The 22,580-nt window shown below is 51.0% G+C and carries 20 protein-coding genes; 15 read left to right on the top strand and 5 right to left on the bottom strand.

Annotation, left to right across the window (positions count from 1 at the left end; all coding sequences use genetic code 11):
• Positions 1-4: 4 nt before the first annotated feature.
• The 4 genes from NDI45_RS23025 to NDI45_RS23010 all read right to left on the bottom strand — a co-directional run bounded on the left by NDI45_RS23025 (position 5) and on the right by NDI45_RS23010 (position 6,428).
• Positions 5-3,184, bottom strand: coding sequence for a hypothetical protein (locus NDI45_RS23025; protein ID WP_348249002.1), 3,180 nt, complete (start codon positions 3,182-3,184; stop codon positions 5-7).
• 66 nt (positions 3,185-3,250) lie between these two features.
• Positions 3,251-3,901, bottom strand: a complete 651-nt coding sequence (locus NDI45_RS23020) for a hypothetical protein (protein ID WP_348249000.1) — start codon at positions 3,899-3,901, stop codon at positions 3,251-3,253.
• A 35-nt stretch (positions 3,902-3,936) separates the two neighbouring features.
• The gene (locus NDI45_RS23015) at positions 3,937-6,135 is read right to left on the bottom strand and encodes a relaxase/mobilization nuclease domain-containing protein (RefSeq protein ID WP_348248998.1); all 2,199 of its coding nucleotides are present in this window, start codon (positions 6,133-6,135) and stop codon (positions 3,937-3,939) included.
• Positions 6,132-6,428, bottom strand: coding sequence for a hypothetical protein (locus NDI45_RS23010; RefSeq protein ID WP_348248996.1), 297 nt, complete (start codon positions 6,426-6,428; stop codon positions 6,132-6,134). Before NDI45_RS23010 ends, NDI45_RS23015 begins: the two co-directional genes overlap by 4 nt.
• 203 nt (positions 6,429-6,631) lie before the next feature.
• Here NDI45_RS23010 and NDI45_RS23005 point away from each other — a divergent pair, with 203 nt between their 5' ends.
• From NDI45_RS23005 to NDI45_RS22940, 14 genes are all read left to right on the top strand, one after another.
• Positions 6,632-6,922: a hypothetical protein gene (locus NDI45_RS23005; protein WP_348248994.1), complete on the top strand. Its 291-nt coding sequence runs from the start codon at positions 6,632-6,634 to the stop codon at positions 6,920-6,922.
• Between the two features lie 53 nt (positions 6,923-6,975).
• Positions 6,976-8,076: a hypothetical protein gene (locus NDI45_RS23000; RefSeq protein ID WP_348248992.1), complete on the top strand. Its 1,101-nt coding sequence runs from the start codon at positions 6,976-6,978 to the stop codon at positions 8,074-8,076.
• Positions 8,073-8,522, top strand: coding sequence for a hypothetical protein (locus tag NDI45_RS22995; protein WP_348248990.1), 450 nt, complete (start codon positions 8,073-8,075; stop codon positions 8,520-8,522). Before NDI45_RS23000 ends, NDI45_RS22995 begins: the two co-directional genes overlap by 4 nt.
• 28 nt (positions 8,523-8,550) lie before the next feature.
• Positions 8,551-9,501, top strand: a complete 951-nt coding sequence (locus tag NDI45_RS22990; RefSeq protein ID WP_348248988.1) for a hypothetical protein — start codon at positions 8,551-8,553, stop codon at positions 9,499-9,501.
• 124 nt (positions 9,502-9,625) lie between these two features.
• Complete coding sequence (locus NDI45_RS22985; protein ID WP_348248986.1) at positions 9,626-10,282, top strand: DUF6753 family protein; 657 nt, start codon at positions 9,626-9,628, stop codon at positions 10,280-10,282.
• 3 nt (positions 10,283-10,285) lie between these two features.
• Positions 10,286-11,917, top strand: coding sequence for an AAA family ATPase (locus tag NDI45_RS22980; protein ID WP_348248984.1), 1,632 nt, complete (start codon positions 10,286-10,288; stop codon positions 11,915-11,917).
• Position 11,918: 1 nt separating this feature from the next.
• On the top strand, positions 11,919-14,165 hold the full coding sequence (locus NDI45_RS22975) for a hypothetical protein (RefSeq protein ID WP_348248982.1): 2,247 nt from the start codon (positions 11,919-11,921) through the stop codon (positions 14,163-14,165).
• 10 nt (positions 14,166-14,175) lie between these two features.
• Complete coding sequence (locus NDI45_RS22970) at positions 14,176-14,808, top strand: hypothetical protein (RefSeq protein WP_348248980.1); 633 nt, start codon at positions 14,176-14,178, stop codon at positions 14,806-14,808.
• A 49-nt stretch (positions 14,809-14,857) separates the two neighbouring features.
• On the top strand, positions 14,858-17,137 hold the full coding sequence (locus NDI45_RS22965; RefSeq protein WP_348248978.1) for a hypothetical protein: 2,280 nt from the start codon (positions 14,858-14,860) through the stop codon (positions 17,135-17,137).
• Between the two features lie 40 nt (positions 17,138-17,177).
• A complete protein-coding gene (locus NDI45_RS22960; RefSeq protein ID WP_348248976.1) occupies positions 17,178-17,570 on the top strand; it encodes a hypothetical protein in 393 nt (130 codons plus the stop codon).
• A gap of 15 nt (positions 17,571-17,585) precedes the next feature.
• On the top strand, positions 17,586-18,227 hold the full coding sequence (locus NDI45_RS22955; RefSeq protein WP_348248974.1) for a hypothetical protein: 642 nt from the start codon (positions 17,586-17,588) through the stop codon (positions 18,225-18,227).
• Positions 18,224-18,997: a thioredoxin domain-containing protein gene (locus NDI45_RS22950; protein ID WP_348248972.1), complete on the top strand. Its 774-nt coding sequence runs from the start codon at positions 18,224-18,226 to the stop codon at positions 18,995-18,997. The genes NDI45_RS22955 and NDI45_RS22950 overlap by 4 nt, the downstream gene beginning before the upstream one ends.
• A 284-nt stretch (positions 18,998-19,281) precedes the next feature.
• Positions 19,282-19,836, top strand: a complete 555-nt coding sequence (locus NDI45_RS22945; protein WP_348248970.1) for an aminotransferase class III-fold pyridoxal phosphate-dependent enzyme — start codon at positions 19,282-19,284, stop codon at positions 19,834-19,836.
• A 13-nt stretch (positions 19,837-19,849) separates the two neighbouring features.
• Complete coding sequence (locus NDI45_RS22940) at positions 19,850-20,107, top strand: hypothetical protein (protein WP_348248968.1); 258 nt, start codon at positions 19,850-19,852, stop codon at positions 20,105-20,107.
• Between the two features lie 23 nt (positions 20,108-20,130).
• Here NDI45_RS22940 and NDI45_RS22935 read toward each other — a convergent pair whose 3' ends face one another.
• Entirely contained in the window at positions 20,131-20,745 is a 615-nt protein-coding gene (locus NDI45_RS22935; RefSeq protein ID WP_348248966.1) for a thermonuclease family protein, read from the bottom strand.
• A 258-nt stretch (positions 20,746-21,003) separates the two neighbouring features.
• Here NDI45_RS22935 and NDI45_RS22930 point away from each other — a divergent pair.
• Positions 21,004-22,580, top strand: a 1,577-nt coding sequence (locus tag NDI45_RS22930) for an SNF2 helicase-associated domain-containing protein (protein ID WP_348248964.1), incomplete at its 3' end; no start/stop codon positions are given.

Here is a 22,580-nt window from a genome sequence, read left to right as displayed (position 1 = left end):
GTGTTTAAGCACTCACTCGTCGTCGTGATTGGAACTTTTCAAGGTCAGATACCCCAATGTCCTGCATGGACTGAGAACCGCGCAGAGCCGCGACATACTCTTTGGTAAATGCGCTGAGTCCAGCTAGATATCCACGCTCGGTTCGCGGATACTGCATCAGTACCCGATTACGAGCAAGTTTCTCTTCTTCTTCGTTTGCCAGAGCCGCAACTGCCAGTGGTGGACTGTACGATCGCGTTTGCCAGAACCGTCCGTTGCGTTCGATTAACCAGCGGGTGTACATCTCGCTGCGGTTGCCCCTGAACTTCTCAGTCGCATTTGCGCCAATAATGCTGGGGTCATAGTGCAGGTAGCTGGTATAGGCATCGAGGGCAGCATGAGTGGTGTACCCTGTGATGGTTGTCGTAATGTTGGCTTTGATTTTGGCAGCAGCAGAACAGGTGACAATAGCATCCAAATCCTGTGCCAGCAGCAAACTTGCGACTCCCTCTTTCCGTCCGGTCGCCAGCATTTCGCCTACCATATCGGCAAATCCACTTTTGCTCAGGAGTACCGATAGCTCATCCCCCACAAACAGCGATTGCGGGGATGAAAGCGCATTTCTCAGACACGCCATTTGTGCCGTGATCGCCATAATGTAGGCGTTAGAGTCATTGGATAGTCCTGAGAGGGCATAAAACTTGATGATGGGGTTGGGGTTGACCGTGCTGGGTCGTCCAATCACATCCCCAATATTCGGGTCTACCAGCTTCGCGCCAAGCTGCGACACAATCTGGTTAATTGCACGAGCATCAATCTCTTCGTAGCTTTCAAGCTTCAGCTTTTCCCTGGAACAGAATCGTAGTAATTCATGAGCAGTGGGCATAAGCTGCCATTCTGCCGATTTGAAACCGCCCTCAAACGCTGCATTGTAGCGATCGATCATTTCAGAGTCGGCGAAGAACACTTCCAAAAGCCGCAGCGTGATTGAATCCACCCGTTCCTGCAACTCCTGGTCTTGAATTTGCCCCATCGCGATTGCCATGATTGCCTGCCGGATAAAGTCTTTCCACCGCTTGAAGCGAGGAATCGACAGGTTAGACGGCAAATTTCGCAGGTCAGGCGGCTCCATCAAATTCATGCGTTCGCTCAAGATATCGACGTAGACCCCCTTTTCGCCCAGCATCTCAACAGCGGTACGGAATGTGTTGTCTCCCCCTGAAGATAAGTCCAGTCCCACCACTGGAATATTGCGAGCTAGGGCTTCTTCAATAAATCGCCAGCCCAGCACCGACTTACCGCTGCCTGAAGTGCCCGTAATCATGATTCGACCGGGACTACTGCCAAACAGATTGAGGTGAACAGGTTGTCCACCTCGCTCAGTCAAGAATTCAACGCCCTCAGCATCCAGCGGTCTGGGTTTAACGAGCGGCAGAAAACCAATCAACGACTCACTATCGAGCGTCAGCCGCCGCTCAGAAAAGGTGCTGAATTTTTTCAGCAACAGTTCATCGTTAATAGGCAGGCTGTCAGACCACAACTGCCAGCAGATGTCGTCTTCGGTGACAGCCGTTGCGGTTCCAAAACTCTTGGTTAGCTGAATGGCGGCTTCCTCGCATTCGGCTTCGGAATTGCGCCAAATCATGAAAACGGGAGCGCAGTACAGCGGCTTTACCCCTTCTAAAACTTTTCGCAGTGCGTCGGCGGCTTGCTCCCCTGCGAGATTGGCATGAACAATGCGACCTGTACCATCCTCGATTGCTCGTCGCAGTTCGGTATGAGACTGCCGCGACATCTTCTCTAGCTCGTCACGAGTGACCCAGGTTTCTTTCGGTCTAATTTGAATCACTACTTCGGTATCACGCATATAGCTGGAACTCATCCTTGTCCAGACCCAGTTCAACTGCTCACGCGCATTCCGCCAGCCATCGGGCGGGTCTTCCACAACCACAACTTTGCCAACTTTTTCGTTGACATAAACGTAGCCGTGCTGCTGTTTATGGCGGGGCACACTCGTCTTGCCCTTTTCACCCTGAATCAGCAGCGTGATCAGATCCTTTTGACCGCTCATGGGAATGTTTTCTGACAGTCCCCGTTCGGTTTCTCGAATCTGAATGTACTGGTTCTTTCCCAAAATGGGTGCAGTAGATTTGTTAAAGCGATACCACAGCCACTCCCACGCCTCTTGTGCCAACATTGGAGCAACTTCTAGACCACACTTGGTTTCAAGCAGGTTTCGCCACTCCAGATAGCCCTGTTCATAAACCTGTTGTGCCAGGTTACGGTAAAAGTTATTGAAGAAGGTTTGTTCTGTACCAACGAATGATCGGATGCCTTTTTGTGCCCATCTTTGTAGGCCCACCAAGGCTTTACCGATATTGTCGGTTTTATTCTCCTCGCTGTACTGGGCTGTCCATCCTGCCCAAATGCTCTGGCTCCAGATTTGCCGAACACCTTGATTTGCCAGTTCAAAAATGCGCTTTTGCTCATTGAGCAAGAGAACAGAAACCGGAGTGAGTGAAGTCGATTCGGCAAGCTGGTTTAGCTGCTCGTAACGTTCACAAATGTCTGTTGAGCAGCCCAGATAAAACGTTAACGCTTCACGTTCAGGCAATTCTTGAAGTCCTCGCCGCAATAAGTCGATCGTTTCTTCTACCTCTTGTCGATAAAGCTGCGGATGTAGCCCCGTAAACTTAAACGGAATTTGCGCCGACCACTGATCGCTGCGGGGATTATGCAGCAGGAGACAGGCAAACCGATGTCCGCCAATCTGAATCTCTACAATTGAATGCAAGTGGCAGTATTTTTGAAACGGCATAAAACGTTTAACCCCCTCGTCCATTTGCATCAGAATTGCGCCCTGCTGTTCTTTGCGCTTGCGCTTCCACAGTCCGTGATCCGTCACCCTCACGAACAGCGAATCCCCATTAATCCAGTCCTGACCCGGTGGCATTAACCACTGCTTGAAGTATCGATAAGCACGGTTGCCTGCCAGTGCCCAATAAGTGACTGCAAACCAGAACCAGCAACCTGCCCAGAGGATGAGGCTACCAGCCAGCATCATCCGAATAATGAAATAAGCAACAAACCCGATCGTCATCCAGGGAAACAAAAGGTCGGCAGGAATCGGACCAATGCTGGCGCGTTTTCCCATCGATCTACTGACCCGAACAGGGTCTTGATCGACATCAATTTGCTTGCTCATTAATTTTTTCAGTCCTTGCCAGATCTGGCGGATTAGCCAATTAACAACGAAGAGAACGACAACGAGCTAACCGATCGTAATTCCAACCTTTGCGGCTATAACCGGAATGGCTGTTGCAGCGTAGCCTGTGACTGCACCTGCATTTGCCGCGAGTCCACCCAACATCAGGTTGCTAATAATTTCAACCCCAATCACAAATGCCATACCGATGCCAATTAGGGTGAGCATCGGTTGCCAGTCTCCTCCTCGAAACATTTGCACCAGCATTCCGACTGCGCCTGCAACAAATGCCAGTACAACTAAAACACGAACCAGAATAAAGACCCCTGTGATTACCGCTTCGTCAATTCCAGAGTTAGAGGCTGCAACAACCTCCAGAGTCGCTGCCTCCAGAGCATTAAAGAACTGAGCAGATGCAGGTTTGGCTCCTGTAATGACCAGGAATATGGCAGTGGTCGCAGTTGCCCACTGTAGTTTTTTATGCCGCACAATCGCTTTTGTGGCAGCAGGAAGTAACAGTGTTCCTGCGACCGTGAGAACCCCTGAAACAACAATCGCGGCGATCGGGGGTTGGCGAACTGCGAGATAAACAATGAGGGAAGCAAATATCCCCAGCATGGTAGTTTGAATCTGATCGAGCTGCACTGGTTGTCCCAGAACGGTAAATTGGTACGTTGTTCTGGGCTTGTGTCTGCGTGTTCTTGGTTGTTTAGACATGGTTTTCTTGAAGAGAGTTATGGGGAGAAAGGAACTCATAGGGAGAGTTCAGGACGTGACCGTTGCTTTTTATAGATCTGGGTCACTTTAGATTCGGCAGATTTCGTCGCTTCTCGCTGATGCAGCAACGATTCAGCGTGTTCTTTGGGAACGTGGGCCCGGTCGATTTGAATACTGCCATCTGGCTTGATTTGCGCCTGCATCACCATCTTCTCGGTACGTTGATCGATACCGATTACCGTTTTGTTACTGCTTCGATCTGTAGCGATGTCGAAGCGGTAATTAAATCTGTTATGTTCATTGTTCCAGATAATCCTGCCCTTTTCCCCTTCAAACTCTTGAGGAGCGCGTTCCTGGAAATAGCGAATCAGTGCTTTGTTTTGTGTTACTGATTCATACTCCTGCGCGGTTTGCGGCAGTTTTGCAATTGTTTCTATTTCTCCATCAGATAAATCATTGCTGGCAACTTCCCACTGACCTTCCTGTTTCGTTGCCTCAAACTTTGCGCCAAAGGGTCGTTCTACTACAGCAATCGTTTCACGACCGCTTTCGGAATGAGAAAACTCGATCGTTCCCATTGTTCGTGTTTTTACAGGTTCCGTTGGTGCAAGCCTGTAATACTGTGCTCTTGCCTGGACATAGTTTGCCAAGCTTTCAGCGACCTGTTCAGCCGTAGGTTTGTTTGTGACAACCGTTGCCTCTGGCTGTAGCACAATCTCTAATTTCTCTAGCCGCTCATTGATTTGCTTCAGAGCCGCTTCCATCTGATCAAGTTGCTGATCGATCGAAGCGTTATGGTCAAACTTCAGGGCAGAATACTCAACCAGAGGTAGTCCTGCCTGTCGCTCCAGTTTTTCCAGCCGTTGCTGTGCCAGTCCGAAGCTTTCTGCTAACGGGTTTGTAGATGACTGCTGAGGAGAATTTTTCTGCTGAACAGGCTGAGGGACTGCGGGTGATGCAGAAGCGAATGCCGTAGCCATTTGAGGTTTAGCAGGAGCGGCTATCGTGCGAGATTGTGTCTGAACTGTTTCTTCTAGAGCCGTTGTCCGCTTGCCAACTTGCTCTAACTGCTCAATTAATCCTTGGGCACGTTCACTTTGCTCGCGCTCCTTGGCTTCTGCAATTCGCTTAAGAAAAGCATCTCCCAGCATCACGGCAGCACCCGTCAGTTGGGTAGCGGCTCCGCCCAGCATCATGCCGTCAATTTCATGACTACCCCCGATCGTCTGCCCCAGGTTTTCTAGAACAGTTCCGGTTTCTGCCAGGACTGGAGATGGCACAGCGGGTTTTCTGGCTTTTCGATCCGGCTGCGACTCAGGCTCAGGTTCCGGCTTCGGTTGAGGATTAACTAAAGGTATTTCCTCAACTTCAGGTGCAGGAATCACCTCTTCTGATTCAGGCGCAGGAATCACCTCTTCTGAAACTTTTTGCATCAGGTCAGCCATCGACATTCCCGATCGTGCTGCGTCACTTTGAAGCATGGTGCTATTCCTGCCTAAAACCTTCTCAACATGACTGCGGGTGTATGCTTTTCCAAGCTGGTAGCCTGCAAACGAAATGCCTTCTTGCTCAAACGAAATGCCTTCTTCTGTAAGGTTTGATTGAATACCCTGCGATTGCAGTCCGCAAAGAAACTTATTCACAGTCGTTGCCTGAGCGATCGTTTGATCGATTGAATCTTGAACCTGGGTGCGAACTGAAGGAACGCCTTCACGCTGGGTGCGGTGGTACTGTGAGGCAGCATCCCCTCGGCGATCAACTTCCCAGCTACAGGGAACCGCTTCAAGTGCATAGTCTTGTTCCAGCTTGCGAATTACCGCTTCAATTCGTGGAAAATGCAGGCACAGGGCACGAGCATCTGAATTGATAGAGTCAAACCGATTGATCACAAAATGCAGGTGCGGTCTAGCAGTTCCATCGGGATAATCTGCATCGGTGTGCAATACCGCTACAGCTTGGTGTGTGTCAGCACCTAAGCCCTTCAAGAAGTCAGTGCTAATTCGATGCCAGTCCTCAACTTCCAGGACATCCCTCTGTGCGGGGGACAGTGAGATGTGGTAACAGGGTTTAGAGGAACGATTACGGGCAACTGTGTCCATTGCCTTTGCAATTTGCAAAGGATCTCCGGTAAATGCGGCTGTTAGAGTCGCACCTACCGTCATTACATTTGGTTTGCTGTAGACATAGCGTAAAGTGCCTTCAAAACTGGTTGAGAGCGTTGTCTTGCCAATCATCGGCTTGCCTCCTCCTCAATTTGAGTAAGCAGCAGGACTGCTGTATCAAACAGACGAGAAGAATGCTCGCTGCCTGAAAGAGCATGGCTTAAGCCACTCAAACAGGCTGTGAGCTGTCTCGTATGCTGCTGAATTTTCTGTAGCCGTTCTGCCGTTGCGACTTGCTCAGATTCGGCAAGCGATAGAACATAGCGAGAAACTGTCATGCGTTGAGCTTTTGCCCGATCGCGAAAGATCTGATGCTCTTGCGATGTGGCGTAAACAGAAAAACGGCATTTGGATTGAGAAGACATTGCTCAAGGAGGACAAGTGAATACTGCTAAGGAATGATTGCTCGCTTTCAATCAGTGTAGTGTTCTCCCTCTGATGTTGGAATGTTGAATTGAATATAAAAACAAAACTCAACAAATTTGTAGAAGTTAATTCAAAAGAATTTTTGAAGCTGCTGAAATTCGTTTGAGAATTGGTCTAAAAATCAAAGGTATGCTGTTTTGATTTGCTTGCTATAACTCAACTAGGACAAGCTATACAGCTAGAACAAGAACAATTTGGGACAGTTTGGGACAAAGAGGGACAGCTTGGGACGGTTGCGTTTCTTGCAGTTAATAAATTTAGAAAAAATGGTGGTAATTTGATGAAAGACTCCTATTTTTTTCGTAGTAGAAGTGTAGATAATTCAGATTTATTGGGACAATTTGAGACAGTTTGGGACAAAAAAGGACAACTTGGGACAGATTTTTTGGGACAATTTGGGACACTTTTCCTCCCTCTAGACAATGCCCATTGACGGATGAAATTTAAGCCAAAAACACAAGATAAAATGTAAGGGAGAAGAGATTCATGCCACCGATACAGTCGGCAAAGTTGCAAGTTGGGTTTGATCCCGGTGCTTCGCTGTCTAAGGTCGTGTACTCGATTAATGGCACACCACCCAAAATTCTGATGATGGAGCCAGACGTTTTGACGCTACCGACCTGCTCGGTGAATCGTTTATTGCTCAACGCACGACCCGAAGACCAAGCCTGGGTCAAGTTGTCGCGTGATGCGGAAACCGTTCAGGTTTGTGGCTTCCTCGCTAGAGAATATAAAGCGGTTGAACGGATCGAGCTATTAAAGTATGAATACGCTTTCTACAAATTTTTAGCGGCAGTCGGTGCGATCGCGGTACGTGAGGCAGTCGATCGCGTCGCGGTAGAGGTTGCGCTGCTGCTTCCCTATGGAGAGATTCACAGCCGCGAATGGCTTGAACAAAAAATTGCGAAAAGTCTTAAGAAGTATTATTTTCAGGACACTCTGATCCGGGGACAGCTTACATCTTATTACTGTGGCAGCGAGGGGACGGGGATGCTGTGTCACCTCATACGCAAATACGGTATGGATTGGATTCGCCAGAATCGTATTACAGTTCTAATTGTCGGCTATCGCAACATTAGCTGTCTTACGCTCAATCGGGGTGTAATTGAAGGTCAGCATAGCTCCACCACTGACCTTGGCTTTGTTAAACTGATCGATAAAGTCATTGCCCTTACGCCGGGACAAAACCGCTATGCGCTGGTTGAAGCTGTGTACAGCATTGGTGCAGATGTGCGAACCAACCACCGTGAGCTGCAATTTCTAATTCGATCGACTCAGCCTGAAAATATCCATGCTGAAGCCAAGTTGCTGACTGAAGCAATTCGCATCGCCCGACATGAGTACTGGCAGCTAGTTCAGGACTTTCTAAATACAATCGTGCCCGATGACCTTAATCACTTGATTATCAGCGGTGGCACGGGTGTTTACCTTAAAACTGAACTAGACAAGCTGTTTGAATGGGCAGCTCCAGAATGGCTGGAAAGTCGGGTGGGTGAATTAAGTAAATTCGACTCATGCTTGCAGTCTCGATTTGCAGATGTCATGACCCTATTCGAGTCCCAGTTTGAGGTTCAAAAAGTAGCATGACCGTTAATTCCCCAAACGAATTTCGGCTCCGATATCGCTCTAATCAGGATCAGCATTTCGCCGAGGTGTTGGAATACCTTAACCGTGAGGGCTATTGTCTTCCTGATGTGGTTAAGGAGTTGCTAAAAGCGCGATTTTGCCCCGCTGCACTGGACGCATCCGGCAAATTAAGCCAGAGAATCGCTCTGGATTGCATTGGTAAGCTCAAGGGCTACATCTACGAGATTGAGCAGCTTGCTGGAATTGAATCAAGCTCCAATAAATCAGAATCTCAGCTTCCCGACTGCATTCCCGACTCTATTGCCACTCCTACAGCGCAGTTTGATGAGCCGGAGGAGCATGAAGTAGAAGTTCCTACTCGCAAACCTGTTTCTAAAGGCTCTGGTATTAATTTGAATTCGGTTGATCGAATGCTGGGTGTGCCTTCCAGCCGTTCTGCTTCATAGCATTCCTGCCCTTTCGTTATGACTAAAAATGAACTCTTCAGTCGCACAACCTGCATCTTCAGAATCTCCTGCTTCAACCGCATCCGTTCGTTCACAGATTCATTTAGCTGGGGGTCGTAAAGGCGGAGTCGGCAAGACTTTTCTCTCTCGCCACTTAGCGGAATACCTCACCCAAAAGCAGCAGCAATTTAGTCTGGTTGAAGCTGATATTACAATCGGTGATGTCGGCAGGGTCTACGGTGGCTTTGAAGGCGGCAAGACCACAGATGCGGTCACAATCTCACTTAGCGACGATCCCCGCAAATACAGCGAGCCGGACGTTATTTTCCAGCAGGCTATTGAGAAGCACTGCGTTCTCGTAAACCTTCCAGCAGAAACGAATGATGCCCTGGCTCGCTGGATGCGATCGGTCGATTTACTTCGGCTTTGCCAGGAGCAGAATATTGACCTGTATCACTGGTTTGTCACCGATGGCTGCTACGCCTCAATCCGGCTGCTAGCAGAGTCGATCGAAATGCTGGATGGCAGGCTTCCTCATATTATCATTCGTAACGAGGGACGACTGAATAGCAAGAGCTTTGCCTATCTAGACGACGAACCACTTTATCAAGAGATTATTGGTAGACCCAGACCCAATCTGGTATGCCTGCGGGATTTTCCTGTTTTGGGCAGTGCGGAGCAATTTTTTCTGGACAAACACAATCTGACCTACGAAGCAGGTGTTGAGGCATTAATGGCTGAACGTAAGCTAATTGAGGCACAGCGCGTCAAAACCTTTGCTGAGCAAGCAATGGAAGTTATAACCCAAATTTTTACGGTTGACTTACCTGCATGGAATGCAGAACCTCCAGCAACGACAGAAAAATCAACGAAAGAAACGAAATCCTCTCAATACCGTAGGTCAAGAGAGAAAGGAGAAGCTGTTGCTACCCTTCCTGCTCAGGTAACGGAAACTGATTCATCGATTTCAGATAATTAGACTTGGCTGAAAATCAAGTCTAATTAACTTCACCTGAAAACTCAATTAATTAGACTCATTTCAGATTCTAGTCTAACTAACTCTGTCCAAGACCTGAGTCTGCATTAGACAAAAATAATCTGCTATGACAGAAAATAAACTGCTTGAAAAATTGCTGGAGGGACAGGACGCTGCCACTTGTGCAAAGGTGATGAGCGTTGTGCATGAGTCAGGGTTGCGGGAGAGCGACCCACTGTTTCTGCTGATGGTCGCTAACTCCACCGTTCAGGTCTTGCTCAACCAGGCTCCCAATGACCTGAGACAGACGTTTAATGATTGCTTTGAGAAGCTACGGCTAGAGTACGGCGGCTACGAAAAGGCGGCTCTGGCAGGGATGAAGCAGGACATCGCCAAGACTGTCAGCCAGTTGGTGAGTGCTGCGATCGCCAAAGGCAGCGAAGCCAAAAATGTAGTGACCTATAAATCCCTGATGGGGGCTGGGTTTATCACGCTCACAGTATTGCTCGTCGGTGCGCTTTCCGGCTTTGGTGCATCGCGCTGGCTGGTGCAGATGGACGCGCGGGGACTGACTGCTGATGAAGTGGTTGCGTTGAAGTGGGGACAAAGCAAGGAAGGTCGCTATGCCCAACAGTTTCTTGACTGGAACCCGGACTTGATGAACGGTGAGTGTGAGGCGCGAGTCCGCGAGTTGAGTGCAATGCGGGTAGGCGATCGCAGAGTGACGAGCGGTTACTGCTTTTTGTGGACTCAACCTCCCAGTAAACGAAAATTTCAGGAGTAGATCATGCTGAATGGCTGGAAGCAGTTTGTCCAGAACGGTGATGTGATCACTGCCGTTCGGTGTGCTGTTTGCGATCGCCCTTACCTGCTTCGTCAATTTGCTCAGTTCGCGGCAGACCTGAAACTGCCCCTATTTTTCTGGAATCCTGCCTATGCTGAAATTCAGCAGGTGCAGCGGAGCGACGGCAGAGGGCTATCTCCTGCGCATAAGGTTAATGGGGCGGTTCTCCCTTTTGTGGTGCAGATCAACCAACCGGGCATTTTTCTGGTTGAGGGAGTTATTGGAGATCTGGAAGACAACCCAAGCCGCAGCTTTGAAATCCGCAACGCCTACTACGATTTGCAGCAGAGCCAGGGCAATCAGTTCGTGGTGCTGGTGGATGACTATTTCGACATTCCTTTGAACCTCCACCCCCTGATGTCAGTGCTGGAAATTCCGCTGCCGACCCGTAGTGAAGTGGCTCAACAAGTCAAAGTTTCTCTCGCAGCGATTCCTCGAATTGAGCATGATTCTAACCAGCAGCGATCTCTGGTTCAGGCTTGTGCCGGACTGCCGCGAGGAGAAATTGATTTGGTACTGAATCGGGGTGTTGCTGTTTCTCCCACGATTGATAGTCTGACCGACTATGTAATGCAGTACAAAACTAAAAAGCTTCAGGGGCGCGGTATTACGCTTCTGCCAAAGCCGGATGTGCAGTACGCCGGAGGACTAGATCTGCTCTACGAAACCCTGGAGAAAATTCGCCTTTTGCTGCAACCCGAAGCAGAACAGCGCAACCTCAGACCGCCTCGCGCCGTTTTGCTCTGGGGCATTCCCGGCACAGGAAAATCTCTGGTTGCCAAGCTTGCCGCCAAACACATCGGCGCGACGCTGGTTGCCTGCGACTGGAACAAGCTGGTGGGCGCGACGATCCGCGAATCAATGTCCAATCTGGATTACCTGCTCAACTTCGTGGGGCGGATCGGCACAGCCATTCTATTTTTTGACGAGTTTGAAAAAGCCTTCCTGGGGTGGAATTCCAGCGCAGAAGGCGGAGTATCGGGTAAGCTTGCGGGTCGTCTCTTGTCCTGGATGCAGGATCACACTGAACCCGTCATCATGTTTGCCACCATCAACCGACTGGAGATGCTGCCTCCAGAAATGGTGCGCCGATTTGACTACACGCATTTCTTTGGGATGCCCCACGATGGCGCGATGTACCAGATTTTCAATCTGCACTTGCAGAAGTATTTCCGCTATAGCTTTACGGAAACTGAGTGGCGGACGCTCTTGCGTGAGTATCGCGGCTGTAGCCCGGATGAAATTGGTAAAGCCGTGAAGCGGGTTGCCGACAAGACCTACTTTGACCAGATGAACTCAGGTGGCATTGATCGTGAACTGCCGATCGCCCGACTCCAGGATTTAGTGACTGAGCGCGAGCAGTTTGTGCCTGCGACCGCTCAACGCGACATCAGCAATCAGATTGCCGCAATTTTGAACAAAGCAGACTATGCCAAGCCCGTTTCCAGCGCCGACAATTCGATCTTTGCCCGTCCGCCACAGCAATTGATGGGCATTGATGAAAGTGCAGTACGAACAGCTACGACTCCGATCTTTGTCCCCGTGCCTCGCCATCCGGCTGTAGAGGATGTTTGATATGCAATGGTTGAAAAAATGTTTTCCTGCAATCGTTCTGGCAGTCTATCTGAACCTTGCCTGCTGGGGAACTCCGGCGGCTCTAGCGCAAACGTTTGACCAGGAGTTTAACCTGAGCGAGCAGGGACTCACCAGTATTGATTTTTCGCAGATTAGCTTTTCCAACCTGGGGAAAGTGACTGCAGGCGGCAAGATTACTCTAGATGCCGCATCAGGACTGACTGCAACCCGTCAGTGGAAAGCGGGAGATGCCCTGGCAACGGTACTGCGACTGGGCGATGTCCCAAGTCTCGGAGCTGGACAATTCTCGCTTGAGCAAATTGTGCGGATGGTTGGCTTCACGCCGGAGCAGGTGCAGCTCTCCCAGTTTAAGCTGCTCACCGCACAGCCGCTGGCGCAACTGGTCGAAAGTATTCCCTATCTCAAAAACTTCCCGGTGCGCGAAGTTACTCCGATCGCCGCCTTGGTCAATGCCGAAAGTGGCGATCCTCGCACGGTAGCGATGGTGGCAAGCCAGCCTGATAGCTCAAAACGATCGCTTACGGACTTTGGCGATCGCCTGAAGTCGTTTAGCCTGAGCGATCTGCCAAACGCCGCCGCAACTCCCCTGCTTGCCTTTCCCGGATGGCAGCAGCAGTCATTTGCTGATATTCCAGGGTTGAGCCGGGTTCCCCTGACCCAGATGCCACAGCCCGTCCTAAATGGCTCTCCGAGAATTGCCCGAATTGAATCAATGGGTACATCCCCTGTCATTTCTAAAACCGTGACGGGCAGCAACCAGATTGGATTTCACGTTACCTGTCCTGACCGCAATTCGATCGTTTCTCAATCTTGTACAGGGGTTGCGCTTGCAGACTCTGTAGAGCCACCGCCGGCAGATAAAAAGCAGTCTCGTCAGGCACAAGATCGGCAGCGATTATCGGGCAAGCAGTGGGTGTTGGGGGCGAGTCAGGCTGTTCCTGGCGGCTACGGGGCACTTCAATTCCTGCCGTCTTCGTTAGGGCTTGACCCTGGCTATGAGCCAACCGGACGGCATCCTTTCGGCGCAGCATTTAAGCAAGTGCTGACCCGGATTGATAGGCAAACCGTAAGCTCGGCTCTGGTGTTTCGCACCTGTGTCCGTCAGTCCTGTAGTCCCTATAACCAGTTCGCAGTCCCTTTCCTCCGCTACCCAATGGGCAGCCTGATTGTGGTTGGCGCAGACAGTGAAACGCCTGTCGATTCTGATAGACTGCCCGTTTTGCCGCAGGCAACTACCAGCTATGAAAACGTAAATCCAGGTCGCTGTACGGGCGAGAGTGTTGGCGGGATCAGCGTCAGCACCCTCGCAAGCGCGATCGCGGCTGTCGATTCTGAGCCATCTAGTCCGACAAGCATTGGCTTGTTTGTTTGTCGTGACGGACAGTGCGGACGGCTCTTAGGGCGATACCAGCTACCCAGCAATACTGAATCCGTGCAGTCCGCGATCGCTTCAAAACCAGGCGGTCAGGATTGGCTGAAGGCGATCGCCTCTGGCGACAAACCCAAACCCGCAGAACTCCTACAGTTCTTTCCACCAGAGCTGCAAACCCAAGTTCTGACGAACAACACTAAATCGCTGCTGAAACTTGTACAGACGCAGCCCGACCCGCAAGCAGGAACGACCTGGCAGGATAGCCGATTGATTGAGCGCGTGGCTCAGTTGTCAGTGGGAGGAACGGCTACTGCAATCGACGGTAATACCGTTACAGGAATAAACGGTTTACCCCTTCAACAGTACGGGCAGCAAGCGCGATTAAACTACGAAGCGCAGGGCGGTGGTGTTGGACTGAAATGCAGCGTGGATGATCTGCGATCGCAGTCAACGGCACAAACACCTGCTGCACAAATCGCGGCAACTCTCTCTCGATTAGGCAAGTTCAGCACAGCTTCCAGTCCGGGCAAAGGAAAAGAGTTAGCAGCCTGGGCAATTAATCAGGTGTTGTCGCAAGCTGGAATCCGTCCTCTGGGCGAGCATCCCAACTATATTCCGTCGATCGAATCTGCATTACGCAATGGGCGTGGAGCAACCGTTAATGACCCTGACCAGGCAGAGGCAGGCGATCTCGTGATTGCAGCATCGGGAAAGCATATTGGCATTTGCCTGGACGAGGGGTGTCATACGGTGCGCTCAAACAACGGAACGCTCAAGTCGTTTGGCTGGGACTCAAGCCACGATTTTGACGGGAAATTGACTGGCTCAACAATTTATCGCATTACTCAGCCATAGGAGACATTCAATGGAGGACACGCTTCATTCCTCATCATCCCCGGAGACGACAGTTCAAGCCAATTCCGTCGCTGAGGTGAAACCAGAAACCGCTTTCATCTCAGCCGAAGAAGAATCTGCTCCCTTATGGCTCAGCAAGGCAGCTTATTTCTTTCGCCTGGGGATTACCATCTTTCTGGCGATCTCCTGCTTTTTCTTGTGGAGCTGTTCGGCAACCGGGGGAATGTCCTGGCGGGACGCAACTGGGGTGTTTAGCCGTGATCAGGTAGGGGCACTGCTGGTGGCAAATTCAGTACTGACCCAGCCCAGTGAGGAGCAAATTAATCGTGTCCGAGCTATCGCGATTGATGACGTAGTTGCTGTGGATTTTAATCAGCCGGAGCTATGTGGTACGGCTGGCTGCTTATATGGCATCTACGACAAATCTGGCTCTAACGCTTTTCTAAGAACCTATCTTCAGCCAAACTTACCACCCAACATCCCCTTGATTGCAGCAGCCAGACAGTCTCTTAACGATCATCCCTGTCTGCAAATTCATCAGATTGAAAGTGAAATAACTCTCAAGCAGTTCTTGCTCTGCGATACGGGTGGGCAGTACAGCGTGACCAACCAGATCGAGCGCGTTTTGAAAGACAAAAACTAATAGGTTTTTCTTTGTATGACCCGAATTAGTCTCTCTTCATTCATCTCTTATGCTGTCAAATCTTTGTCGGCTGATTTATCGAAGCGTCATCTGCTTCATCGTCAGCGTTTTTCTTCTACTGGTGTTAAAATTTCCAGCCTTTGCAGTTCCCGACGACCTATCTCAGCTTAGTTTTTCTGATTTGCCAGCGATTAACAACAATGGCTCTATTGATCTAGAAGATAGCACTCGTCAATGGGCTGCGGGACAAACGCCTGACCAGTTCCTACGGCTAGGCGATATTCAATCGCTGCTGCCCCAATCCCTCTCGCTCGAGACGATATCTGAAGCTCTGGGGCAGGATTTGTCCGGCACTTCGATCGGGGACTTTACGCCCCTGGCAACACAAAGTGTAGGCAGTTTGTTGAAGGCAATACCGGAACTGGGTCAATTCTCAATGAGGGATTTGCCTGTTCTCCAATCCTTGTTCGGCGAAAAGGCATCGCTAAACCCTAGTCAGCTTCAGGATGCTTCCTTAAGTCAACTCCTCCAGGATTACCCGGAGTTAAGTCAGCTTAATCTAGATGACATTGACTTAAGCCAGTTTTCGATCGACAGTGTGCCCGGAGCCGATAAGCTGCCAATCTCCAAGCTGGAGGGCTGGGAGAAAACCACGCTTAAAGAAGTGCCGGGACTCAACAAGCTGCCGATGGGTTCATTTCCCGGTGCGCCTCCCCTGGTTGGTGGTGGTATCATGCGAGTTGATTTTGTTCACGGACCCGAAGAATCGGAGCGTACCAATACGATTTCGGGTTCTGATGTGATGGGATTTCGTGTGCCCTGTACGATCGGCAATCCCGATGACTGTGCCTATATCGAACTCGATGATGCGGAAAATGTAGGGCGGTCAGTGCAGTCCCCACTAGAAGGAGTGCAGTGGATTTCGGGCAAGTACCAGGAAGTTGAAGGGGGACACGGTGCGTACAAGTGGGTGAACAATGGCAAAGAGCCAACCGGACGATTGCCGTTTGGGGATACCTTCAAAGTCGTGGTCTGGGAACCGGACGAAACGACCGATAGCGTGACGACTGCCTTGTTTGCTCGTTACTGCGACAACTGGGGCTGTACACCCTATTTCATCGGACCCATTCCGTTCATAACCTATCACCGAGACGATCCTATTTTCGTCGGACTGATCACACAAGAACCCCCCACTACAGAATCTTCTACGCCGACCAGAGCTAAAAAAGGGGGTGGATTCCCCCCGATGACGACATTTGATTCCAGCATCTTGGACGGTGGTGGCGGGGGAGACGGACGCACCTGCACCGTTGATCCTTCCAAATTGGACGGCGCGACAAAAGCGGCGATCGCCTCGGTTGATCCGGCATCCCGCGAAGGGGCGATGGATGTGGTTCCCTACATCATGAACGCCTGTGCTGAGGCAGGTGTGACCGATAGTGACCAGCTTGCCTATATCATCGCCACCGCGCAGCATGAAACTGATCATTTTCGTACCATGCAGGAGTATAGCCGGACGATGTACGACGAGTGCGGCTGGGGCGAGGGCATGGTGCAGGTAACATGGTGCGGCAACAAGGAGCGTGTGTTCCGTGAACTGGGACTACCTGCTTATGGCGGCATGAACGATCGTCGCTTGCAGCAGCCGGACGTTGCCGCGCAAGCCCTGTGCCGGGGGATGAAAGAAGGATGGTATGGGCAGGGTCGCCCGATTGCGGAATGTATTGGCGGCGGCAGAGTCGATTATCGCTGTGCCCGACAGCAGGTAAACGGGACATACCGCTGGGAAGAAATTGGAGCTGCTGCCGATCGAATTAAAGCAGGATTAGTTCGCTCTGGTGGGTCAGGATCAGACATTGGCAGCGGTGTAATTTGCTCAACGGCTGCGCCAGCTGGTGGAGCAGGTGGAGCAGTTCCAGCAGGCGAAGCAGATCAACGAATCATGCAGTCGGTGCAGCGCATGGGCAGCTTCAGCAGCGCATCTGGTCCCAGTAGTGGTCGAGAAGCCTGTGCCTGGGCTGTCAATCGCGTTCTCTCGAATGCGGGAATTCGTCCCCTGGGCGACAACCCCAACTATGTACCATCTGTTGAGTCCGCACTGGAAAACGGGCGAGGTCAGCAGGTCAGGGCAGCACAGGCGCAGGCAGGCGACATTGTGATTGCGAAAGACCAGCGACACATTGGTATCTGCATGAACGCCGGGTGCAGCCAGATTCGATCGAACTCGTCCAGCCGTGCTGTTTTCGCCTGGAACTCGGACGGCAACTTTGATGGAGCCTACGACCGCTACGGCGGCACAAATCGAATTTATCGGGTTACGCAACTATAGGAATAGCTTGAGCAATTTATAAACCAAAGGAGAACACTTTATGAAACGGATTTTGAACTGGCTAATTTGGCTGGTAACGGGGGCACTAATTGTCACGAACGCACCTAACTTGCCCACGATCGCTCAGACGGCTCCAGCACAGCCTGTTTATATTGCTCAGGCAACTGTTCAAGATCAGATCTCTCGCATCGTTGTGAACGAATTAGAGAAAGATGGGGGTACTGCTCAGGCAAGTGTTTGGTCAGTGAAAGTGGTAGGCAGCTATACCCTGGCTCACTGGCTTCAGGGCGAAGCAGGTGGACAAGCTCTTTTGCGTCGTGCCAATAACCAGTGGACGATCGTGCAGCTTGGCGGGGGCGCAATGGATGTCTCAACGCTGCGTCAATTGGGTGTGCCTGACGATGCAACGGCGCGATCGCTCCTGGCAGAATGACGGGGAACCCTAGACATGAGACGCTTTAATCTCGAGTGGATTTTAATTGCGCTGATTGGGGCACTGTTTCTGATCGCAGGCGCAGGCTGGTGGCTGCGTGGAGCTAATGCGGATCAGCCTTCCCAGACTACCTCCCCGATCGCCAATGCAACTACCATTTTCCAGCCTGTGCTGTCCCAACTGGGACGCGCTCAGGTTCCCTTACGGTTGCCCACCTACATTCCTAGTCGTGGGCAGCGGCAATCGTCTGAGTCGCTTCCGGTCTATGCCAGCGTAGACTCTGTAGAATCCGGCAGCTATGCGGTGGTGTTGGGTTACAGCAAGGACTGCAATGGCAGTAACGCCTGCCGATTGGGGGCCGTGATAGGCGAAGTTCAGCCCACAAAGTCGGCGCAGGACGACTATACAGAATCCGATTATCTGTATCCCGATGGTCGCTCCGAGGAACCTGTCGCGCAGGTAACGCTTGCCAATGGAATCACAGGAACGTTTCTGCCCTGGCGGTGTGCGACTAACTGCACGGATGCTCAGGTCGTGTGGGACGAAAACGGCTATCGCTATAGTGTCGGGATCAAACTGGGCGATCGTGATTCGCTAGTGAAAATGGCAAATTCAGCGATCGAGAACGGTAGCGCGAATGGGAGAGGAGCGCAATGAAGCCACGACAGGCATTGAGACTTCTTCAAGGTACAGCGTTAATCCTGCTGATCTGGATTGGACTTCTGCCGTTGCCAAGTTGGGCAGTCGAACCTGTGGCAGTCGAAATGACTCCTACTGAGCAAGCTGTTCTGAACATTGTGGCGCGACATCCAGAAGCCATCTTGAATTCATTGATGGCTTATCGTGACCAGCAGCTTGCCGCTGAAGCGGAGGCAAAGGTACAAGCTCTTGAGCAGGTGCGGCAGAACCTTCCTGCCTTTGTGGGCAATTCTCCGGTGCGGGGCAATCCTGCGGCTTCGGTCATGCTGATTGAATTTGCCGATTTTGAGTGCCCCTTTTGCGTTCAGGCATATCAGCCGATCGCAGCATTGCTTCAGCGTCATCCCCAGGTTGCATTTGTCTTCAAGCATCTGCCCCTGATCGGTCTGCATGACCAGGCATTGCCTGCCGCTCGTGCTGCCTGGGCAGCCGGACAGCAGGGGAAGTTTTGGGAGTTTTATGAAGAGCTTTTTGCTTCAGATGAACCGTTGTCCAATGATCAATATCGGAAAGTAGCGCAGCAGCTTGGGTTAAATTTGCGCCGATGGGAGCGTGACCGAAATTCGATTGCGGCCCAGAAAGCGATCGATGCGGATGTGGCTCAGGCAGGCGAACTCGGAGTAACAGGTACACCCTCGTTCCTCGTTGTAACGCAATCGACCATTACTCCTGTCACCGGAGCCGATCTGAGTGCAATCGAGATAGCCATTGACACCACGCAATTGTAGGAAAAGCAATCGTCAAAATATTGGGAGATCAACAATGGTTTTAACTCTTTGAGTACTCGCGCTTCTTCAATAGATTGAATATCTTGATATTTTGTAAGTTTAAAAATTAGACCCTACAAAAGTTAAAAATAATCTTCAGCTTTGTAGGTACGGATGTAAAGCCTTTCTTTAAAGGCTTTGAAGTGATTGGACTAACGGGTTCTTGGCACGGCATGACTGCTGCTGCCAGTTCCAGCATCTATCTTACGGCTCGGAAAGGGTAGGGTCCCTCACTGCCAGGGACAATGGCAATCCCCACGCCGAACTGCTACCACTGCCCTATCCAGCACTGTCAAACCAAATGTGACATGACCTGTCTGGAAGTGAGCTTCAGTCTCGTGGATAGTCAGTCAGTCGGGGCTTATGCGGCTGTCATTGTAGAACCTGTCCTTAGTGCTGGAGGTGTGATTATACCGCCAGACGGCTACTTTGAACGGCTCCAAACGCTGTGCCGCGATCGCGGAATGCTCCTGATCCTGGACGAAGCGCAAACTGCCTTTGGACGACTGGGCAGCTTATTTGCCTTTGAGCAGTTGGACATCATCCCTGATATCTTGACACTCTCAAAGACCTTGGGAGGCGGTTTACCGCTGGCAGCTACTGTCACCAGTGCTGAAATTGAAGCAGAGTGTCACGAGAAAGGATTTGTGTACTATACCTCCCATGTTTCTGACCCATTGCCCGCAGAAGTGGGGTTAGCAGTGCTGAAGGTGCTGATGACAGAAAACTTGGCACAACGAGCGCAAGGAGCTGGGGAACTACCTCAGAGCTGGGTTACTGGAGCTGCAAGAGTGATATGAGGCGATCGGGGATGTGCGTGGAAAGGGTTTGCTGTTGGGCGTAGAACTAGTGAAAGACCGAGACAGCCGCCTGCCCCATCCTGAACTGGGCGCTGCTGTCACACGACGCTGCATGGAATTGGGTTTAAGCATGAATATTGCGACCCTTCCCGGCATGGGCAGTGTGTGGCGGATTGCTCCGCCTCTAACGGTTACGAAAGAGGAGTTGGATAAGGGACTGATGATTTTAGACCAAGCCCTGGCAGAGTGTACTGATAGAAGTTATGGGTAAAGGGCGATCGCCTCTACCCCATTTCAGCGATTTGCCTTCCGATAGTCCCACGGACGCTGATCGTTTCTACCCCACACGCCAACCCGCTTCTCTTTGGCGATTGCCTCAGCCTGCTTAAAGCTATTGCCATTGGGACAACTTGAAACATATGTCGGATACACATATGCCAGCCCAGCCATCAGAAGTTCCTCCTGGAGCGATTTTTCTGAGCCGTCACTTGCCCGTGTAAAGACTTCTGCCACCATTTGTCCATCCTTATCGCGATCGATCTGCATCAGAATCCCATTCCCGCCCGCGTCATCAACTAGCTTCTGTAAGTAGGCTTTCGCTTCAGAGCCTAAGGGCTGATCCTTTTCCGGGGCATCTATCCCACAGAATCGAACTCGCTGTTCTCGTCCCCCGGAACGGACGACGAGGGTATCCCCATCACTGACGCTAACAACCTGTCCCCGCTCACTTTGCTTTGGCTCAGGGGCAAGAGACGTTCTAGGCGATGGATTACCGCTGTCATAGTCCGGGCGATTGGCTGAGAGCTGCTTTGTCATTGAGATGAAGGCGAACACTGCGTGGAGCGAAGCTACTGCCAGCAGCGATATTCCCAGTCCAACCGAGCCAATCATTCCGCCGATTTTGTTCACTTCTGTATCCCCTGATGGTCTTCCTCAGAAGGTAGTGAATATCTGTCAAAAATCAGGATTCCCTCAGGGGAAGTGAGAATGGTGAACAAACTTGCGCGTTTTGGTGCGTTGCTGAAGTGCGGCAGCGATCGTCGTAATGGCTGTAGCCCCTGCTAGGGTAGAGGTTCCGAACGCCTTCAGGGATGCAAGCAATAACGCTTATGTTCTAAATCTCTTGATACCCTGAAAGGTAAGCATTTTTATGCAGAGCTGGTTGCTATGCAAATCCTTCATGGAACGTGGATTCCTCGATCGCCCGAGGCTGCAAGCGAAGAAAGCTTTTTCCAATCAGGTGCGTTCTATCTGTGGGTTGAAACGACCCAGAAGCACGAGCATCGTCAGTCGAGTCAACGCCACCCCAGGCAACTTGCCGCCGAAGACTTGGCACTATTGCTGAAGCAGGAGGTCGGCGTACAGCCTCCGGGCAATCTGCGAGATTTGAAGGATTTGATTTCACCGCAGTACTTCCTCCTGCCAACCGTTGATAATCAGCCACTTCCCTCACTGGAGCTATCTCGATATTTAGAGGAAGAATTACCAGAAGCCTTCCAGTGGCAATATTGGCAGATAGACTGCTACCGCACGATCGCCTCAACTCGTGCAGGGGGGGCTGTCAACTCAGTTGTCACCCTGCTCAACGACCTACACTTTCTCGCGCTCCACCAGCTTACAGAGATCCAGTTAGGGTCAGACTTATTGTTCTGGTTTCACTACACTCAGCTGCTCAAACGATTGATTTTCAAAGATCAGTATATCCCTGCTCTAAAATATCGGGACCAACAGCCGCAACCTCCGGCTAAAACAAAGAATCGATCGTCTCAGGCAACAGCCGTGCCCGTTGAAATTGTTCCGACTCCCAAACGACAAACGGGTCGTAAATCTACGGCTAAAAGCAAAACTCAAACAAACCGCCGATCGGCAAACCTGGCGAAAAAAACAGCCGTAGCGACCCAAATTGTCGAAGAGACCACTAGCCCAGTCTCCTTTGAAATTTACCCAGCCTGGGAATGGGTCGGTGAAGAATACGAATCAACCATCCAGCAATACGTGAACTATATGCCCCTGGCTTGTGTTGCTGGATTCTCTCAACCTCAAGAAACGCCTCAATTTTACGATCGCGAAACGCTCCTGCGGCACTTTTCTGAGTGTCTGTTGTCGGATATTGTCACCCATACGCCCACGACTCAGGCTTACGAAAAAACGATCGCAAATTCTTTGCTGTACTACTGTTTGCACCCTTCAGGAAAGCCCTGGACATCGGCAGACAAGTTGGAGCAGTACAAGCAATGGCAGGCATGGCGCGATCGCATTGTTCGCACGCAAACTGAGCAACCCTTTTATCTGTGTTTTCAGTTGCAAGACCCGGTCAAGCTTGAAGATCCGTGGGAACTTCAGTTGCGGGTAGCTCCCAAAAGTGATCCGTCTCTGCGAGTTGCATTAAACGACTACTGGCGGATGCGCCCCAAACATCAGCAGCAGGTAAAAAAGCAGATGGGAAAAGACTTTGAACAACACCTGCTGATGAATTTAGGCTATGCAGCAAGGATTTATCCAGCCCTCTGGAAGGGATTAGAGACCGATCAGCCCGTGGGTATCCAGCTCAACCTGGATGCTGCATTTACCTTCTTAAAAGAGTCTGCCTGGGTGCTAGAGAACGCGGGCTACAAGGTAATCGTGCCCTCCTGGTGGACACCTCAGGGCAGACAGCGGGCAAAGGTGCGGTTAAAGGCAAAGAGCAAGTCGCGATCGAGCGGAGCCGATAAAAAGAAGAAATACTTCTCGTTTGAGAATCTGGT

The organism is Leptolyngbya sp. GB1-A1, assembly GCF_039962475.1.
GTDB lineage: Bacteria > Cyanobacteriota > Cyanobacteriia > Elainellales > Elainellaceae > Leptolyngbya_A.
The sequence above is the reverse complement of the archived record's forward strand: the minus strand, read 5'-3'. Positions and strand labels throughout refer to the sequence as shown.

Bases quoted from the DNA above. Each gene is read 5' to 3' on its own strand.
- NDI45_RS23025 (WP_348249002.1), bottom strand. From the start codon at position 3,184: ATGAGCAAGCAAATTGATGTCGATCAAGACCCTGTTCGGGTCAGTAGA.
- NDI45_RS23020 (WP_348249000.1), bottom strand. From the start codon at position 3,901: ATGTCTAAACAACCAAGAACACGCAGACACAAGCCCAGAACAACGTAC.
- NDI45_RS23015 (WP_348248998.1), bottom strand. From the start codon at position 6,135: ATGATTGGCAAGACAACGCTCTCAACCAGTTTTGAAGGCACTTTACGC.
- NDI45_RS23010 (WP_348248996.1), bottom strand. From the start codon at position 6,428: ATGTCTTCTCAATCCAAATGCCGTTTTTCTGTTTACGCCACATCGCAA.
- NDI45_RS23000 (WP_348248992.1), top strand. From the start codon at position 6,976: ATGCCACCGATACAGTCGGCAAAGTTGCAAGTTGGGTTTGATCCCGGT.
- NDI45_RS22995 (WP_348248990.1), top strand. From the start codon at position 8,073: ATGACCGTTAATTCCCCAAACGAATTTCGGCTCCGATATCGCTCTAAT.
- NDI45_RS22990 (WP_348248988.1), top strand. From the start codon at position 8,551: ATGAACTCTTCAGTCGCACAACCTGCATCTTCAGAATCTCCTGCTTCA.
- NDI45_RS22985 (WP_348248986.1), top strand. From the start codon at position 9,626: ATGACAGAAAATAAACTGCTTGAAAAATTGCTGGAGGGACAGGACGCT.
- NDI45_RS22980 (WP_348248984.1), top strand. From the start codon at position 10,286: ATGCTGAATGGCTGGAAGCAGTTTGTCCAGAACGGTGATGTGATCACT.
- NDI45_RS22975 (WP_348248982.1), top strand. From the start codon at position 11,919: ATGCAATGGTTGAAAAAATGTTTTCCTGCAATCGTTCTGGCAGTCTAT.
- NDI45_RS22970 (WP_348248980.1), top strand. From the start codon at position 14,176: ATGGAGGACACGCTTCATTCCTCATCATCCCCGGAGACGACAGTTCAA.
- NDI45_RS22965 (WP_348248978.1), top strand. From the start codon at position 14,858: ATGCTGTCAAATCTTTGTCGGCTGATTTATCGAAGCGTCATCTGCTTC.
- NDI45_RS22960 (WP_348248976.1), top strand. From the start codon at position 17,178: ATGAAACGGATTTTGAACTGGCTAATTTGGCTGGTAACGGGGGCACTA.
- NDI45_RS22955 (WP_348248974.1), top strand. From the start codon at position 17,586: ATGAGACGCTTTAATCTCGAGTGGATTTTAATTGCGCTGATTGGGGCA.
- NDI45_RS22950 (WP_348248972.1), top strand. From the start codon at position 18,224: ATGAAGCCACGACAGGCATTGAGACTTCTTCAAGGTACAGCGTTAATC.
- NDI45_RS22945 (WP_348248970.1), top strand. From the start codon at position 19,282: ATGGCAATCCCCACGCCGAACTGCTACCACTGCCCTATCCAGCACTGT.